Below are 12,289 nucleotides of genomic sequence, written 5' to 3'. Positions count from 1 at the left end.
TAGAACCTCAGTTGCTCGCCACCACGCGCGGCGCGCGGATGTCGTTGATCTTGGTGATCCATTCTCCGGTGATGGCGTGGACAGCGCGGATCGCTTCCTCCATCGCCAGCAGTTCCTGGTGCGTCTTGCCTGTTCCGCCCGGGCTGCTCGGGCTCTCCGCCGCCGCGACCTGCGCCAGCAGCGCAGCCAAGGGGAGGGTGCCGTCGGCAATGACGACGGCCTCGTCCTTCGACACCAGCCGCTTGCCATAGGCGTCGGCAATGTCGTCGAGCGCGGTCGGACACGCGGCGAGCGCATCCCACAGTCGCTTCGGATGCGTCGACCCGCCTGCGAAAACGTTCCGCAGCTGCTTGGGGGTGAGGTCCATCACGTACGCGAGCGCCTTCGCGCCCACGCGGGTCTGCGCGCGCGCCAGCCCGTTCACCATTCGCGCGCGGAAGTCCTCTTCCCCAACAGGCATGGTTTCGGGAACGACATTTCCCCCATTCATCGGGCAACACTCTCGACATGAAGATGCGAAATCACACCGGGCGCGGAGCCCCAACGATCCAAAGGCTCCGCGCCCGTCCCGGCCGCTTCATGCAGCGCGAGCTTGTCCTGATCGGTACCGACGGGCGCCGCGGCCGTGGGGAACACCGCGACGCCCGCCCCCAGCGCGCCCATCGCGCAGAGCGGGTTCGGGACCTGGGCAACTGGCGCCCAGTCCGGATCGGAATGGATGATTTCTTCGCCGCTCATGCCGCGTCCCTCACCTTGCGGGGACAGGAGGGCGACGTGCACGAACCGACAGCCGTATCCTCGGCGCGCAACTCGCAAACAGAGCAAAGCGCGGTGGACGCGGAAGCGTCGCCCGAAAAGATAGTGTCGAGGTCGACATCCCTGCGCTGTGCCAGCGCGCGAACGTCCGGCATCCGCCAGCGCGGGATCTTGCCACTCGTCTTCCAACTGGAGACCGTCGAGGGCGTCAGGTCGAGCGCGGTCGCGACAGCAGAGGTGCCGCCAAGCGCTTCGACGATTTGAGCTGCCTGTGTCATCACCATGCGGATTACGATAAACGTAATTCGATCGCAAGTGGAAATTACGATGTTCGTGATCGACCCGCCGTTACGATTTCCGCATGGTCTCTCGATGCTGACGCACGATGATCTCCTCGCTGAGCTGCACCGCTGGATTGAAGGCGGGCGCCTTCAGCAAAAGGAGGTGGCGGCGGAGCTCGGCATCGCACCCGCGCGTGTGAGCGAAATGCTGAACGGTCGGCGGCGCATACAGCAACGCGAGATGCCGATCCTCGCCAGGCTGTTCGGAATGTCGGATTCGGATGACGCAAGTGTTCGTCGCATCCGGCGAGTCGGACGCGTCCCGGCCGGATCGCTCCGCGAAGCGCTGGCAGAGACGACCGATACCGTCGAGGTCAGTGCGAACGTGCCGAAGGGCTCTGTAGCGATAGAGGTTGACGGCGAGAGCATGAACAAGATCGCGCCGTTCGGGTGCGATGTAATCGTCGACCTTGACGACAAGGCGCTGTTTGCCGAGGATCTTTATGTAATCGCCAACGAAGCAGGCGAGCTGACCTTCAAGCGCTATTCCGAAAACCCTGCTCGCCTGATCCCGCTCTCGACCGATCCTTCGCACGTCGAGACCCTCCTTGGCGCGGAGCCGATTCGCATCATTGGGCGGGTCGTCTCAGTGATCATCGGCGCCCATCACCTGCGCAAAATGGGCGGCTAAGCCGCCGCGAGCGCGACGATCGGTCCCCATTTCAGCTCTACGCCGGCGTCCAGGTACAGGCGCCCTTCTTCGTCGTAGGACGCCAGTTTCAGGCGTAGTGCGTCCTGCTGCGCGTCGTCGATATTGTCGCGATAAGGTCCTTGCGGGACGCCCAGCAACTCCACCCTACAACCGCGCCGCATGGTCACCCCTTTCCGATTCTCACTGCGTGTAGTGGAACAAAAAAAGAACAGCGCTTCAAGACCCTGCAGCCGTATCCGTTGAGCATTTCCGCAAATTACGATAATCGTATTGACATGCAGTTACGACATTCGTAATTCATCGTTCAGTGCTCGGGCGGCCCATTTCGGGGATCGCCGACAGAGCGGTGAGGATGACGATGCGACACGAAACCCTTTCCGAAGATCCCGATCTCGAGCAGGCGATCAGCGACCTCCTGCCCATCGCGCAGTCGATGCGGGTCAAGTCCTCGCGCCTGCTGTCAATCACGGTCGATCGCCACCGCATCGGCGCGCAGAGCGAGATCTCCGAGATGTACAGCCGGATCGCGGTGCGCGCCGAGCGTATCGGGACCACCGGTGCGGCATTGGTCGAGATCCTGAACGCCGTTCTGGACGCGCGGGCGCGCAGCGGACGGGCGGCGCCCACCGGCGACACCAGCCGCACGCTCCTCAACGCGCTGACGCTCGCCCAGGCGCGGGAAGCCGATGCGCACCGCATGCTCTCCGCCGCGCAGATTGAGGTGAGGGCGGCGACCGAGCAGCGCGTTTCCGCCGAACAGGCTTGCGAGGCCTTCGGGATTGCGAGGATCGCGCGATGACCAGCATCTCGCCCGCACCTTGGTCCGTAGTTCCGTATAATGATGGCGATAGCCTGGTCATTCACGACGCGCGTCCCGATCATCGCGTTTGCTTCATGTCGACGGCCGGGTTCGGCGGCGACATGGATCGGATTGAAGCCAATGCGCGCCTGATCGCCGCAGCGCCGGATCATGCGATGATCGCCGCGGCACTGTGCACTGGCATCGCGCGCTGGAACTGGTGGAGTGAAGGCCGGGGGGAGGTCTGCGTCGCAGGCTTCTGCTTCGTCACAGAGCTGGACGAGTTCCGGGTTCCCAAGATCACCGACGCATTGCGCGAGGCGCTCATCAAGGCGGGGTTCGGCCAATGAGCGCCCCGACCACACGCATCCGCGCCAGCGAGCGCCCCGAAGCATCCGCCCACTGGGGGCAGGTGTGGGTCGAGGCCGACCGGACGCCGCCGTTCAAGGCCGAGCGCTCGGCCGAGCTGCCTGTCTTGCGCCGCCGCTGGTGGCCATTCGGTGGCCGCGCATGAGCGGCCCGCTGACCGCCGAGCAGATCAAGCTCGCCCTGCAGAGCGGGGCGCGGATCAATCCGTCGCGCTCGGAGACCTTTCCCGACCTGTGGACTGGTACCGCCGTGCCTGGTTCACGCTGGACCGCTCAGCAACTCGCCCGCATGCGCGTCGATCTCGACAAGGCGCTTATCGAGCGCTCGCGCTTCAGTGGCGCGGTGATCGCGCTGCTGCGCGAGCCGGAGAAGCTCGAAGCATTCTCGATCCCGATGGCCGGCGGGCGCGTCGTGCTTTGTCCGCTTCTGGCGCTTACGCGCGACCGCAAGCGAGTCCTGATCATCACCCCCAGTGGAGAGAAAAAGTGGACCGACGCGAAGTAGACCGCGCTGTCGAGCTGCGCGACGCGTTCCGCGCGATGCTGCCGCACCGCGGCGCACGAGTTGGCATCGCTGCCTGCGGTCTTGCCGCCACGCTGCTGCTCTCGATGCTTGTTCGCGTCGTTGGCGCCGAACCGGCTGTCTCATCGATTTCGCCCCGGGTTGCCTCGGTCGCGCAGCGACAAATGCCCGCTCTCCCCAATGCTCCGGCCGTCGAGGCCGGTCGGAGCAACTGGGAGGGGCGCGACCGATGACTGCGCTCGAACAGCAGGTGCTGTCCTTCATCCGGGACCGGATCGAAACCATCGGCCTTGCGCCCACGATCGAAGAGATCATGCAGCACGTCGGCGCGAAGTCGAAAAGTTCGGTCGCGCGCATTGTCGACGGGCTGACCAAGCAGAAGCTGCTGATCCGGGAACGCTTTCGCCCACGGGGCTTGAAGTTGCCCGAACTCCCCAATCTCGACGCGGTACCGACGCATGCGCTGCGCGCAGCGCTGGCCCGCCGAGGAGAAGGCGCATGACGGGTTATCGCCGCAAGCTGACTGATGCGCAGATCGATGACGTGATCGCCAAGCGGGAGCGGGGCTGGTCCTATCAGGCGCTCGCCGACGCAAATGACGTCACTGCTGGCGCAATCCACTATCAGTGCCTGAAGCATGGGGCCGTATCGCCGCGCCAACGGCGGCGCCCGGTCCCGACCGAGCCGTCGAGCTTCGTAGCACGCGACGGGCGAACCCAGCGCAAATTCACCCAAGCCGAGGACGCGCGTCTGCTTGAGCTCGAATCGCAAGGCCTGAACCACCGCCAGATGGCGGAAGCGCTCGGCCGCGCAATCACGTCGGTCCGTATTCGGCTGATGACCCTCGCAATCCACGAAGACATTCCTTGCACGGAGCCGACCGATGGCTGATCCGACAACCCCCAACCGCACCTATGACGCGGACGGTTTCCGCCGCATCCGCCCCAGTGAGCGCAGCCGCGGCTTCACCGAGTTGCGCTTGCCGAATGGCCGCTGCTTCGCTGCCGCTGCCTTTGGGCCCGATGTCGACCAGCTGCTCAACGCGGAGGCCTGTCGCCGTGGCTGACGACGCCGATCGCGCCCAGGAGCGGATGGAGGCGCAAACTGCAGCGGCGGTACGCGCCGCGGCGCGCCAGATCCCGCCGGGTGAGCCCGGCGAGTGCCGAGAGTGCTGCGAGCATTCTCAACGGTTGGTGGCAGGCCGCTGTGCGCCCTGCCGCGAACCCGCGCCGATGCCCAGGAGGCGATGATGAGCGACAACACCAAGATCGAATGGACCAATGCGACGGTCAACGCGGTGAACGGCTGTTCGGTGATCTCGCCGGGCTGCAAGCATTGCTACGCCATGAAGCAAGCGCATCGATTCCCGGTGCGGCAAGGCCTGACCCACAAAACCGCTGGCGGCATGGTGTGGACGGGCGAGGTGCGCTTTAGCGAGAGCGCGCTGCGTCAGCCGCTGCGCTGGAAACGTCCGCGCAAGATCTTCTGGAATGCGCATGGCGACCTGTTTCACGAGAATGTGCCTGACGAATGGATTGACCGCGTCTTTGCGGTCTGCGCGCTGACGCCTCAGCATCAGCACCAGATCCTTACGAAGCGGTCGGCGCGGATGCGCGCCTATTGCTCGGACCCGCACACGCCAGAGCGAATTGCGCGCGTCATCCTCGACTTGGGCGCCGACTGGGGCGTGAGTGGGGCGCAGGCCCTCGCGCCTTTGGGCAACCGTGCAACCGAAGCCGATCCGTCCTTCGTGATCTGGCCGCTCTCGAACGTCTGGCTGGGCGTCTCGGTCGAGGACCAGCAGCGCGCCGACGATCGCATCCCGGACCTGCTGGCGACGCCGGCGGCGGTGCGGTTCCTGTCGTGCGAGCCGCTACTTGGGCCGGTCGATCTCGCTTCGCCCTACACTCTCGGATTGTGGAACGAGAAGGCGAACGAGAGAGGCATCCTCGGCGATGCTCGCATGGACCCGACAACCGGGCTTTGGGACGTTTCGGGCGAAGATCTCTTGCCCGGCTTGGACTGGGTTATCGTCGGCGGCGAGAGCGGCCCCGGCGCGCGTCCGATGCACCCGGATTGGGCGCGCTGGCTGCGCGACCAGTGCGCTGCGGCGGGTGTGCCGTTCTTCTTCAAGCAGTGGGGTGAGTGGGCGCCGGTCAGTGACATCGACATCGATGCGATGGAGGACAAGCTCTACTACCCAGCGCCGGCGCAGGTTCCTGAGGCAACCAGGCGCTGCGCGGTTGAGCAGTGTGTGCTTCACCGCAACGGTCACCGATTTGCGATGAACGAGTGGTCCGCGGTTCAGGACGACGAGACGCTGAGGGCGTTTCAGGCTGGCTGCGGCGGAATGACGATGATGCGGCTAGGCAAGGCGCGGACCGGACGCCTGCTCCGTGGCATCCAGCACGACGGAATGCCGGCATGACCGACCAGCCGCCCCGCGCATACGATATCGGCCAGCCGGACTATGATCCGGCGATTGGCCACCGCCTCGCAATTTGCCTGGACGGCGAGCTGCAGAGCGACGTGTTCGCTTTCGACGCCAATGCCGGTTGGGTGCGCCGCAACGCCCGCGATGGGAGCGGCAACCTGATCATCGACCGCGATCCCGATCGAGTTCGGACCGAAACGGTCGCCGGAACGGTAACCGTCGAATGGAAGCAGCCTATGCGCGCACGCTGCGGCGACTGTGACGAGGTCTGGACCGTCCTCCACCTCCCGATGCCGCTCGAACAGGCGGCCGAACTCATGATCGCCGCGCGCTGCCCGGGCGGCTGCACCGGAAAGGTCTTCTGCGCATGACCCGCTACGCCGCCAGCACCGAGGTCTCATCCAGCCGCTCGCGCGATGAGATCGAACGCACGCTCGAGCGCTACGGCGCCGACCAGTTCCTCTATGGCTGGAAGGAGACCGACGCGCTCGTTGGCTTCCGCATGAACGGACGTCAGGTCCGCTTCGTGCTGCCACTCCCGGCGCGGGGCGACAAGGAATTCACCGAATACATGTCGCGCGGGAAGCTGTGGGAGCGGACGGAAGAGGCAGCGCGCAAGCTCTACGAGCAAGCGGTGCGCCAGCGCTGGCGCGCGCTCGCCCTGGTGATCAAGGCGAAACTCGAGGCCGTCGAGAGCGGCATCGCTGTTTTCGAAGACGAGTTCATGGCGAACATCGTCCTGCCCAACGGCCGTCTTGTGGGGGAGGAGGTCCGCCCCGCGATCGCAAACGCCTATGAAACCGGCAACATGCCGACGATGCTGCCCGACTATTCTGGAGGGGCTCGTGGCTGACCGCGCCATCCTGTTCTCCGCGCCGATGGTCCGCGCGCTGCTCGACGGGCGCAAGACGCAGACGCGGCGGGTCGCAAAGATCACGGCCATCATGGGCAACCGCGTCGCCGTGCATCCGCCTGAGGAGCTGATCGAGCTGGATCCGGGCGAGTTCAAGCGCGGTGTGATGCACTACCTGTCGACCGGTGCACTCAGCGGACCGTATGACATCGGCGTCGAAGTTGGTGACCGGCTCTACGTCCGCGAGGAATATTACCAGCGCGGCCACTGGGAGCCGATCGCGGGCGCACAAACCAAGGGCGGCAAGCAAAAATGGGCTTTCGCGCCGGCTGACGACGTGATCGCGTACGATCCTCCCTCCTGCTTCCGAGGTGGCCGTCACCATCACGACCCTGCGACGGTCGCCTGGCACAAACGGCTTGCGCGCTTCATGCCGCGCGCGGCGAGCCGAATCACGCTGCTGGTGACCGATGTTCGGGTCGAGCGGTTGCAGGATTGCAGCGAGGCGGATGCGATCGCCGAAGGAATTGATGCGCGGGGCGTCGGCTCCCTGTGGGGTTGGATCGACTATTTGGAGACCAATCCAAACCTGACGCGCCACTACGCTGACCCTCGCCGGTCATATGCGTCGCTCTGGGACAGCATCAACGGCCCCGGAGCGTGGGAAGCGAACCCGTGGGTCGTCGCGGTGACGTTCGACGTCGTGCGCGGCAACATCGACCAGATCGGCGGCGTCACATGAGCCTCACTCCAGGCATTCGGGTCCGCGTGCAGCATCCTCGCTATGGCCGCCACTACGGGGCGGTCGTCGAGCGCGTCGCTGATCCCCTGCAGCCGCCTGCCCACCGCGTGATGATTGAGGGCGGCTTTATCAACGCATGGAATTGCCTAGACGAATGGCTGACTCCGGTCCCGCCTGGATTCCGCGACATGGTCATCGGCGATCTGCTCAACCTCGACATGCTCAAGGCCGCGATCGAGGTCGAATTCCTCGGCTCGCTGTGGACCGAGGGCGATTGTGGAATGCTGACGCCATACGTCTGCGAGGCATCGTTCGGCGACGGCTTCCACCTGCTGACAATCAGCACCATCAACCAGCGCCCCAATTATCACGTCGTGCGGGCCTGCAGTTCGTGGCGCGAGAGCGGCAAGCGCTGGTACCACACCTATCGCGACGACACGATCGGCGAGCATATCGACGACGTTCTGACGGCGATCGAGGAAGAATGCGGCCCGCGCTACTTCATCGATGAGGATTGCGACACCTGCGAACCCGGCGGTTATGAATGCCGCTGCGGTGATGGACAGCCTTGGCCCGCAATCGAGGCCGATGGTGGCTGTTCTTGGGGGCACATCCGCTGGGACTGGCTGATGAAGCAACTCGGCATCGCCGAGCAATTGGATCGGATCGCGGCATGAGCGCCCGCTCCACAATCGAGGACTGGATCCTCCGCAGCTTCGAGCCCCCCTCGCGCGGCCGCACGATGTTCGAGTTCCACGGGATCATCGAGCGCGCGGAGCGCGACGGGCGTCGCGGCCTCGCCGTGCTGTCCCAGCCGGCGAGGGAAGGGGAGGAGCCTCGCTTCCGCCATATCCTGTCCTGGGTGTGGGACGACGCGCTGCCCATCCTGTTCGCGCGCATGCTCAACCCGTCGACGGCGCGCGCGCTGAGTGACGATCAGACCATGAAGAAGCTGATCGGGTTTGCGAAGCGGAATGGCTATGGCGGCGTGGTCGTCATCAATGAGTGCGATTTCCGCGCGACGAAGCCAGCGGTGGCCAAGGCGGCGGGCTGGCCCACGACCGGGTACAACGGCACGCTGGGCAACCGCGTCCTGAACGATCTCGAGCCGCACGAGCTGCGCCGCGACGTTCTGCTCGCCTGGGGCGACCATGGCCCACCATTGGAGGGTTGGGCGACCGGCCGCCGGCGCGACCCGCGCGTCCGCTTCCTCACCCTCGGCATCACGAAGCGTGGCCGCCCAGAGCACCCCTGCATGCTCCCCTATAGCCGCGAACTGAAGGAGTTCGTCCAGCCATGAGCACCGCCCCCGACTATTCCAGCGTTGCCGCACGCGCGATCGCCCGCGGCATCATGGTCACCCCAAGCGCAGTTGCAGAAATCGCGGAGCTGCTGGGCGCGGCCGATGGCCACGTTGTGGCGCGCTATGCGGCGAACCTCGTCACACAGCACGCCCCGCACCTCGGTATGGATGCTGTTGCCGCGCGCGTGCTCGAGCGCGCGATCGTGGCCGTGCCCGACAAGATTGCCGCGCAGCGGGCGGAGGCAGCGCATGGCTGACGTCGCGACCCTGATCAGCAACCTCGAACTGCTCGAGGCTGGGCAGCCCATTCCCGGCGACGAGCGCCCGGTGCCGATCTTCGGCACTGTGGGAAACATTCGCGCGACGGATGCAGGCGCGCGCTGCGGCGCACTGGCCTCGATGCACATCGGATCGCGAGCGATCCCCAGCCGCCTTGCCTGCGAGCTGGTCGACAACCTTCCCACGGTCCTCGCCGCTCTGCGCTACTGGCATGAAAGGCACAGCAATGGGTGCTGAGAAGCTCGAGCAGGCGCTGCCATTCTGGCCAGCCGCGATGCCGCGCGCGATGGCGCTCGCCTATACCGGTGTTGCTGAGACGCAGCTGAAGGACTGGGAGAGGCGCGGACTGGTGCGCTTCCGCCCGCGCGGTCCGCGCGGCCAGATGATTGCCCCGCGTGTGGACCTCGACGCCGCGCTCGCTTCGCTGTTCGATGGCGAGGCCGACGATGCCGGCGCGATCGAGTTCGACTGATGCCGATCGCGCGCAAGCCCTCGGAGCGGTTGCCCGCCTACGTCCGCCCGGCGAAGCTCGCCGGCGGCAAGACTGGCTATTACTGGGAACTGCCCCACTGGGCCCGGCCGAAGAAGGATCCGGAAACCGGCAAGCTTGTGCCTGTGATGCGTCATGGCCAGCCTTGCCCGGTGGTCCCGACCGCGCTGGGGACGGACCTCGCCCAGGCGATCGCCAAGGGCAACAACCTGAACGAGGCGTTTCGCGACTGGCGCAAGGGCACGATGGGCCGGGTACTGGTCAAGGGCACCGTGGCCTGGCTGTTCGCATGGTACCGTGAGCAGCCCCGCTTCCGGAAGAATAAGCCCAAGACGAAGAAGGACTATCACCGGTTGATGGACGCGATCTGCGCGTTCGAGCCGAAGAAGGGCGCGCCAGAGCTGGGCAAGCGCGCGGCGAACAAGGTCGACGCGACTGTAGCCGATCGCATGTACGAGAAGTGGCAGGAGCGCGGCGCGCGCGAAGCGAGCTATGCGATGCAGGTCTGTCGCCTCGTGTGGGCCTGGGCGGTTCGGCACAAGCGCACGACCGGCGTCACCGAGAACCCGTTCCTCGGCATGGGCCTGAAGAGCACGGCCGTGAAGGGGAACCGCGCCACCAGTCGCGCCGAATACGACCTGTACCGGGCCACCGCGCGCGAGATGGGCTTTCAGTCGATGGCGGCCGCGGCGGCGCTCTGCTTCGAATGCTGCCAGCGCGTGTCCGACGTCTTCGGCTATGAGGCGCTGAAGGGCGATGGCGAGCAGGAGGGGCCGGAGCGCCATATCCTTTGGTCCGGCTATGTCCCGGGCGAGCATATCACCCTGGTGCAGAGCAAGACCGGAAACCCGGTTATGCTTCCTTTGTTCGTCGAGGAGCAGGGGGAGGGCGGAGCAGTTGAGCGCGTGTCGCTCTATCCCGAACTCGAGGAGGAGCTCGCGGCCTGGCGCGCGATCGCGCCGACGGCCGATGGCCGGATCATCGTCGAGGAGCGAAACGGCAAGCCCTATGCCGAGCGGCGCATGTCGACGGTCCACCGCGCGATCTGCGAGCAGGCTGGTCTGCCCAAGGACATGACCTTCACCGGATTTCGCCACGGCGGGATCACCGAGATCGGCGACGCCGGCATCGACGACACCCGGGCGGTGTCTGGCCACAAGACGCTCGAGGTCACCCGGATCTACAACAAGGCGAACGCCGAGAAGGCGCGGCGCATCGCCGCGGCCCGCCGCGCGCACATTGCCCAGCTCGGCGCTCTCGATGAGGCGCGGGGCGATCAGAAGGGCGGTGCGACATGATCGGCGCCGCCAAGGGCTCCCTGATCATCCTGATGCTGGCGGCGCTCGCCTGCGCGCTGCTGTTCGACCGCCTTTGCGGGAACCTTCCCACCGACATGACTGGAGCTGATTAATGACCGACGAACCTGGGCGCTTCGAGCGTCCGCGCGATAACCTTCCCGAGGCGATGCGCCAGATGGTCGAGGCGTGGCAAGCTGGCGCAGAGGTCGCGGCTGACCTCGCGCACGCGCGGCGCACGATTTTCCTCGCCTATGTCGCGGAGGGGTTCACCGAATCCCAGGCGCTAGAGCTGGTGAAGACGCTGTGAGCGCGGAGAAGGCGAAGCGGACCCTGCTCGGGATCGAGATCCCGCGCGACGAGCTGGCGTTCCGCATTGCTCAGCGTTGCCTTGGGCTGAATGCGCCAGCGGGCACGAATGCGACGGATGCCCTCAACAACATGAACATGCATCCCGGTGCCGGCAACGGCATGGGCGAGGGGTTTCGCAGCGCCGCCGATGCTGCGGTCCTCTACTTCTACGAGTGCATCAACGCAGGGAGGCAGCCGTCTTGATCGAGGTCACCCAAGCTGACCGCGATGCGGCTGCCACACTCGCTGAAGCGTTAGTCGGAGCAACGAACGGCAACGATCAGATCGCCCGGTGTCGGGCCGGTCTGGAGGACAATACCATCATCGTCCAAGCCCTCGCCGCGCACCGGGTCGCAGCCACTCCGAACAAAGGAGGCGACGCAGCGGCGCTGTCCGATCCGAACGCGGTGCATGTCAACATGCTGCGCGGTTCGATCGCCAAACCCTCCCCGGCGCAGATTTGGCACATCTATGGCAACGAATTGCTTGCCGACATGCCGGAAAGCGCCCGCGCCGCCTTCAATCGTCTTTCGGGAGGGGATTGATGGGCTGGAAAGCGGTCCGCGATCACTATCGCATCGAGCATATCGTCCAGGTCACCGATAAGGGCATCTGCATCGGGTCGGGCTACATCCATGATTGCATCGTCATCGACAAGAACCGTGGCGAGGTGATCACCCGCTACGATCCCTCGCCGGGCTGGAGCCGCAACGCGGATCTGCTGCGCTACCAAGCAGAGATGGACGCTGACCCGTTCAAGCTCGCCGAGCTGGTGGCGGCGCCGGACAGGTTCGAGCGCTCGATTACGGTCTTCACCTATGAAGGCGGCGAGATCCTCGAAAAGCAATGCGAGGAGCTGGGATGGCCGAACGTCACCCATGACGGGCTGATCCAGTACGAGAACATGTTCTCGACCGATCGCGGTCTCGTGCGGAGTTGGGCGATCGACAACGCCAGGGCGGGCGTCGAATGGCGGCGTGAACAAGTCGCGCAGGCCAAGGTCAACCTCGAGGAGCTGGAGAAGCAGCTTGCGCAGCGCGAAGCCGATCTGCGCCAGCTCGAGGCAGGGAGCGCTCCGCAATGATGCGGGTGCTCTGCCTCAT

The 12,289-nt window shown here is 65.6% G+C and carries 26 protein-coding genes; 22 read left to right on the top strand and 4 right to left on the bottom strand.

All coding sequences use genetic code 11. The annotated features are described in order from the left end of the window. Nucleotides 1–7: 7 nt before the first annotated feature. The 3 genes from J2Y54_RS02800 to J2Y54_RS02790 are packed head-to-tail and all read right to left on the bottom strand — an operon-like array spanning nucleotide 8 to nucleotide 1,040. Complete coding sequence (locus J2Y54_RS02800) at nucleotides 8–460, bottom strand: hypothetical protein (RefSeq protein WP_310036743.1); 453 nt, start codon at nucleotides 458–460, stop codon at nucleotides 8–10. A gap of 26 nt (nucleotides 461–486) precedes the next feature. After that, nucleotides 487–738: a hypothetical protein gene (locus tag J2Y54_RS02795; RefSeq protein WP_310036742.1), complete on the bottom strand. Its 252-nt coding sequence runs from the start codon at nucleotides 736–738 to the stop codon at nucleotides 487–489. Continuing rightward, the gene (locus J2Y54_RS02790) at nucleotides 735–1,040 is read right to left on the bottom strand and encodes a carph-isopro domain-containing protein (RefSeq protein WP_310036740.1); all 306 of its coding nucleotides are present in this window, start codon (nucleotides 1,038–1,040) and stop codon (nucleotides 735–737) included. Before J2Y54_RS02790 ends, J2Y54_RS02795 begins: the two co-directional genes overlap by 4 nt. A gap of 43 nt (nucleotides 1,041–1,083) precedes the next feature. Here J2Y54_RS02790 and J2Y54_RS02785 point away from each other — a divergent pair, with 43 nt between their 5' ends. After that, nucleotides 1,084–1,728, top strand: a complete 645-nt coding sequence (locus J2Y54_RS02785) for a S24 family peptidase (RefSeq protein WP_310036739.1) — start codon at nucleotides 1,084–1,086, stop codon at nucleotides 1,726–1,728. On the opposite strand, the gene J2Y54_RS02780 is transcribed toward J2Y54_RS02785, so the two are convergent. Next, complete coding sequence (locus J2Y54_RS02780; RefSeq protein WP_310036737.1) at nucleotides 1,725–1,892, bottom strand: hypothetical protein; 168 nt, start codon at nucleotides 1,890–1,892, stop codon at nucleotides 1,725–1,727. The genes J2Y54_RS02785 and J2Y54_RS02780 overlap by 4 nt on opposite strands. Before the next feature lie 164 nt (nucleotides 1,893–2,056). Between J2Y54_RS02780 and J2Y54_RS02775 the strand changes: the two genes are divergently transcribed. The 21 genes from J2Y54_RS02775 to J2Y54_RS02675 all read left to right on the top strand — a co-directional run bounded on the left by J2Y54_RS02775 (nucleotide 2,057) and on the right by J2Y54_RS02675 (nucleotide 12,270). Beyond that, complete coding sequence (locus tag J2Y54_RS02775) at nucleotides 2,057–2,548, top strand: hypothetical protein (protein WP_310036735.1); 492 nt, start codon at nucleotides 2,057–2,059, stop codon at nucleotides 2,546–2,548. Beyond that, the gene (locus J2Y54_RS02770) at nucleotides 2,545–2,898 is read left to right on the top strand and encodes a hypothetical protein (RefSeq protein WP_310036734.1); all 354 of its coding nucleotides are present in this window, start codon (nucleotides 2,545–2,547) and stop codon (nucleotides 2,896–2,898) included. The genes J2Y54_RS02775 and J2Y54_RS02770 overlap by 4 nt, the downstream gene beginning before the upstream one ends. Further along, nucleotides 2,895–3,062 carry a hypothetical protein gene (locus J2Y54_RS02765; RefSeq protein WP_310036733.1) on the top strand — a complete coding sequence of 56 codons (168 nt, stop codon included), beginning with the start codon at nucleotides 2,895–2,897 and terminating at the stop codon, nucleotides 3,060–3,062. Before J2Y54_RS02770 ends, J2Y54_RS02765 begins: the two co-directional genes overlap by 4 nt. Further along, nucleotides 3,059–3,421, top strand: coding sequence for a hypothetical protein (locus tag J2Y54_RS02760; RefSeq protein ID WP_310036731.1), 363 nt, complete (start codon nucleotides 3,059–3,061; stop codon nucleotides 3,419–3,421). Before J2Y54_RS02765 ends, J2Y54_RS02760 begins: the two co-directional genes overlap by 4 nt. A 247-nt stretch (nucleotides 3,422–3,668) precedes the next feature. Beyond that, nucleotides 3,669–3,941, top strand: a complete 273-nt coding sequence (locus J2Y54_RS02755; protein WP_310036730.1) for a hypothetical protein — start codon at nucleotides 3,669–3,671, stop codon at nucleotides 3,939–3,941. After that, complete coding sequence (locus tag J2Y54_RS02750) at nucleotides 3,938–4,330, top strand: hypothetical protein (RefSeq protein WP_310036728.1); 393 nt, start codon at nucleotides 3,938–3,940, stop codon at nucleotides 4,328–4,330. The genes J2Y54_RS02755 and J2Y54_RS02750 overlap by 4 nt, the downstream gene beginning before the upstream one ends. Continuing rightward, nucleotides 4,323–4,505: a hypothetical protein gene (locus tag J2Y54_RS02745; RefSeq protein ID WP_310036726.1), complete on the top strand. Its 183-nt coding sequence runs from the start codon at nucleotides 4,323–4,325 to the stop codon at nucleotides 4,503–4,505. The genes J2Y54_RS02750 and J2Y54_RS02745 overlap by 8 nt, the downstream gene beginning before the upstream one ends. A gap of 183 nt (nucleotides 4,506–4,688) precedes the next feature. Continuing rightward, a complete protein-coding gene (locus J2Y54_RS02740) occupies nucleotides 4,689–5,867 on the top strand; it encodes a phage Gp37/Gp68 family protein (protein WP_310036725.1) in 1,179 nt (392 codons plus the stop codon). Beyond that, complete coding sequence (locus J2Y54_RS02735) at nucleotides 5,864–6,244, top strand: hypothetical protein (RefSeq protein WP_310036723.1); 381 nt, start codon at nucleotides 5,864–5,866, stop codon at nucleotides 6,242–6,244. Before J2Y54_RS02740 ends, J2Y54_RS02735 begins: the two co-directional genes overlap by 4 nt. Further along, nucleotides 6,241–6,726 carry a hypothetical protein gene (locus tag J2Y54_RS02730; RefSeq protein WP_310036721.1) on the top strand — a complete coding sequence of 162 codons (486 nt, stop codon included), beginning with the start codon at nucleotides 6,241–6,243 and terminating at the stop codon, nucleotides 6,724–6,726. Before J2Y54_RS02735 ends, J2Y54_RS02730 begins: the two co-directional genes overlap by 4 nt. Continuing rightward, a complete protein-coding gene (locus tag J2Y54_RS02725; protein ID WP_310036720.1) occupies nucleotides 6,719–7,468 on the top strand; it encodes a hypothetical protein in 750 nt (249 codons plus the stop codon). The genes J2Y54_RS02730 and J2Y54_RS02725 overlap by 8 nt, the downstream gene beginning before the upstream one ends. Further along, on the top strand, nucleotides 7,465–8,145 hold the full coding sequence (locus tag J2Y54_RS02720; RefSeq protein WP_310036718.1) for a hypothetical protein: 681 nt from the start codon (nucleotides 7,465–7,467) through the stop codon (nucleotides 8,143–8,145). The genes J2Y54_RS02725 and J2Y54_RS02720 overlap by 4 nt, the downstream gene beginning before the upstream one ends. After that, the gene (locus J2Y54_RS02715) at nucleotides 8,142–8,768 is read left to right on the top strand and encodes a DUF1643 domain-containing protein (RefSeq protein WP_310036716.1); all 627 of its coding nucleotides are present in this window, start codon (nucleotides 8,142–8,144) and stop codon (nucleotides 8,766–8,768) included. The genes J2Y54_RS02720 and J2Y54_RS02715 overlap by 4 nt, the downstream gene beginning before the upstream one ends. Further along, the gene (locus J2Y54_RS02710; protein ID WP_310036715.1) at nucleotides 8,765–9,028 is read left to right on the top strand and encodes a hypothetical protein; all 264 of its coding nucleotides are present in this window, start codon (nucleotides 8,765–8,767) and stop codon (nucleotides 9,026–9,028) included. The genes J2Y54_RS02715 and J2Y54_RS02710 overlap by 4 nt, the downstream gene beginning before the upstream one ends. Beyond that, a complete protein-coding gene (locus J2Y54_RS02705; protein ID WP_310036713.1) occupies nucleotides 9,021–9,287 on the top strand; it encodes a hypothetical protein in 267 nt (88 codons plus the stop codon). Before J2Y54_RS02710 ends, J2Y54_RS02705 begins: the two co-directional genes overlap by 8 nt. Beyond that, the gene (locus J2Y54_RS02700; protein ID WP_310036712.1) at nucleotides 9,277–9,522 is read left to right on the top strand and encodes a hypothetical protein; all 246 of its coding nucleotides are present in this window, start codon (nucleotides 9,277–9,279) and stop codon (nucleotides 9,520–9,522) included. Before J2Y54_RS02705 ends, J2Y54_RS02700 begins: the two co-directional genes overlap by 11 nt. Continuing rightward, the gene (locus tag J2Y54_RS02695) at nucleotides 9,522–10,838 is read left to right on the top strand and encodes a hypothetical protein (protein WP_310036710.1); all 1,317 of its coding nucleotides are present in this window, start codon (nucleotides 9,522–9,524) and stop codon (nucleotides 10,836–10,838) included. The genes J2Y54_RS02700 and J2Y54_RS02695 overlap by 1 nt, the downstream gene beginning before the upstream one ends. A gap of 112 nt (nucleotides 10,839–10,950) precedes the next feature. Next, nucleotides 10,951–11,145, top strand: coding sequence for a hypothetical protein (locus J2Y54_RS02690; RefSeq protein WP_310036708.1), 195 nt, complete (start codon nucleotides 10,951–10,953; stop codon nucleotides 11,143–11,145). Then, the gene (locus J2Y54_RS02685) at nucleotides 11,142–11,390 is read left to right on the top strand and encodes a hypothetical protein (protein WP_310036706.1); all 249 of its coding nucleotides are present in this window, start codon (nucleotides 11,142–11,144) and stop codon (nucleotides 11,388–11,390) included. The genes J2Y54_RS02690 and J2Y54_RS02685 overlap by 4 nt, the downstream gene beginning before the upstream one ends. Continuing rightward, on the top strand, nucleotides 11,387–11,731 hold the full coding sequence (locus tag J2Y54_RS02680) for a hypothetical protein (RefSeq protein WP_310036705.1): 345 nt from the start codon (nucleotides 11,387–11,389) through the stop codon (nucleotides 11,729–11,731). Before J2Y54_RS02685 ends, J2Y54_RS02680 begins: the two co-directional genes overlap by 4 nt. Beyond that, nucleotides 11,731–12,270, top strand: coding sequence for a hypothetical protein (locus J2Y54_RS02675; RefSeq protein ID WP_310036704.1), 540 nt, complete (start codon nucleotides 11,731–11,733; stop codon nucleotides 12,268–12,270). The genes J2Y54_RS02680 and J2Y54_RS02675 overlap by 1 nt, the downstream gene beginning before the upstream one ends. Nucleotides 12,271–12,289: the final 19 nt, after the last annotated feature.

The sequence above is a fragment of the Sphingomonas sp. BE123 genome, from assembly GCF_031456015.1.
Classification (GTDB): Bacteria; Pseudomonadota; Alphaproteobacteria; order Sphingomonadales; family Sphingomonadaceae; genus Sphingomonas.
This window is presented reverse-complemented; position numbering and strand designations above follow the sequence as displayed.

What these genes read in the sequence shown, in the direction of transcription:
- J2Y54_RS02800 (WP_310036743.1), bottom strand. Translation starts at nt 460, where the DNA reads ATGCCTGTTGGGGAAGAGGACTTCCGCGCGCGAATGGTGAACGGGCTG.
- J2Y54_RS02795 (WP_310036742.1), bottom strand. Translation starts at nt 738, where the DNA reads ATGAGCGGCGAAGAAATCATCCATTCCGATCCGGACTGGGCGCCAGTT.
- J2Y54_RS02790 (WP_310036740.1), bottom strand. Translation starts at nt 1,040, where the DNA reads ATGGTGATGACACAGGCAGCTCAAATCGTCGAAGCGCTTGGCGGCACC.
- J2Y54_RS02785 (WP_310036739.1), top strand. Translation starts at nt 1,084, where the DNA reads ATGTTCGTGATCGACCCGCCGTTACGATTTCCGCATGGTCTCTCGATG.
- J2Y54_RS02770 (WP_310036734.1), top strand. Translation starts at nt 2,545, where the DNA reads ATGACCAGCATCTCGCCCGCACCTTGGTCCGTAGTTCCGTATAATGAT.
- J2Y54_RS02765 (WP_310036733.1), top strand. Translation starts at nt 2,895, where the DNA reads ATGAGCGCCCCGACCACACGCATCCGCGCCAGCGAGCGCCCCGAAGCA.
- J2Y54_RS02760 (WP_310036731.1), top strand. Translation starts at nt 3,059, where the DNA reads ATGAGCGGCCCGCTGACCGCCGAGCAGATCAAGCTCGCCCTGCAGAGC.
- J2Y54_RS02755 (WP_310036730.1), top strand. Translation starts at nt 3,669, where the DNA reads ATGACTGCGCTCGAACAGCAGGTGCTGTCCTTCATCCGGGACCGGATC.
- J2Y54_RS02750 (WP_310036728.1), top strand. Translation starts at nt 3,938, where the DNA reads ATGACGGGTTATCGCCGCAAGCTGACTGATGCGCAGATCGATGACGTG.
- J2Y54_RS02745 (WP_310036726.1), top strand. Translation starts at nt 4,323, where the DNA reads ATGGCTGATCCGACAACCCCCAACCGCACCTATGACGCGGACGGTTTC.
- J2Y54_RS02740 (WP_310036725.1), top strand. Translation starts at nt 4,689, where the DNA reads ATGAGCGACAACACCAAGATCGAATGGACCAATGCGACGGTCAACGCG.
- J2Y54_RS02735 (WP_310036723.1), top strand. Translation starts at nt 5,864, where the DNA reads ATGACCGACCAGCCGCCCCGCGCATACGATATCGGCCAGCCGGACTAT.
- J2Y54_RS02730 (WP_310036721.1), top strand. Translation starts at nt 6,241, where the DNA reads ATGACCCGCTACGCCGCCAGCACCGAGGTCTCATCCAGCCGCTCGCGC.
- J2Y54_RS02720 (WP_310036718.1), top strand. Translation starts at nt 7,465, where the DNA reads ATGAGCCTCACTCCAGGCATTCGGGTCCGCGTGCAGCATCCTCGCTAT.
- J2Y54_RS02715 (WP_310036716.1), top strand. Translation starts at nt 8,142, where the DNA reads ATGAGCGCCCGCTCCACAATCGAGGACTGGATCCTCCGCAGCTTCGAG.
- J2Y54_RS02710 (WP_310036715.1), top strand. Translation starts at nt 8,765, where the DNA reads ATGAGCACCGCCCCCGACTATTCCAGCGTTGCCGCACGCGCGATCGCC.
- J2Y54_RS02705 (WP_310036713.1), top strand. Translation starts at nt 9,021, where the DNA reads ATGGCTGACGTCGCGACCCTGATCAGCAACCTCGAACTGCTCGAGGCT.
- J2Y54_RS02700 (WP_310036712.1), top strand. Translation starts at nt 9,277, where the DNA reads ATGGGTGCTGAGAAGCTCGAGCAGGCGCTGCCATTCTGGCCAGCCGCG.
- J2Y54_RS02695 (WP_310036710.1), top strand. Translation starts at nt 9,522, where the DNA reads ATGCCGATCGCGCGCAAGCCCTCGGAGCGGTTGCCCGCCTACGTCCGC.
- J2Y54_RS02690 (WP_310036708.1), top strand. Translation starts at nt 10,951, where the DNA reads ATGACCGACGAACCTGGGCGCTTCGAGCGTCCGCGCGATAACCTTCCC.
- J2Y54_RS02675 (WP_310036704.1), top strand. Translation starts at nt 11,731, where the DNA reads ATGGGCTGGAAAGCGGTCCGCGATCACTATCGCATCGAGCATATCGTC.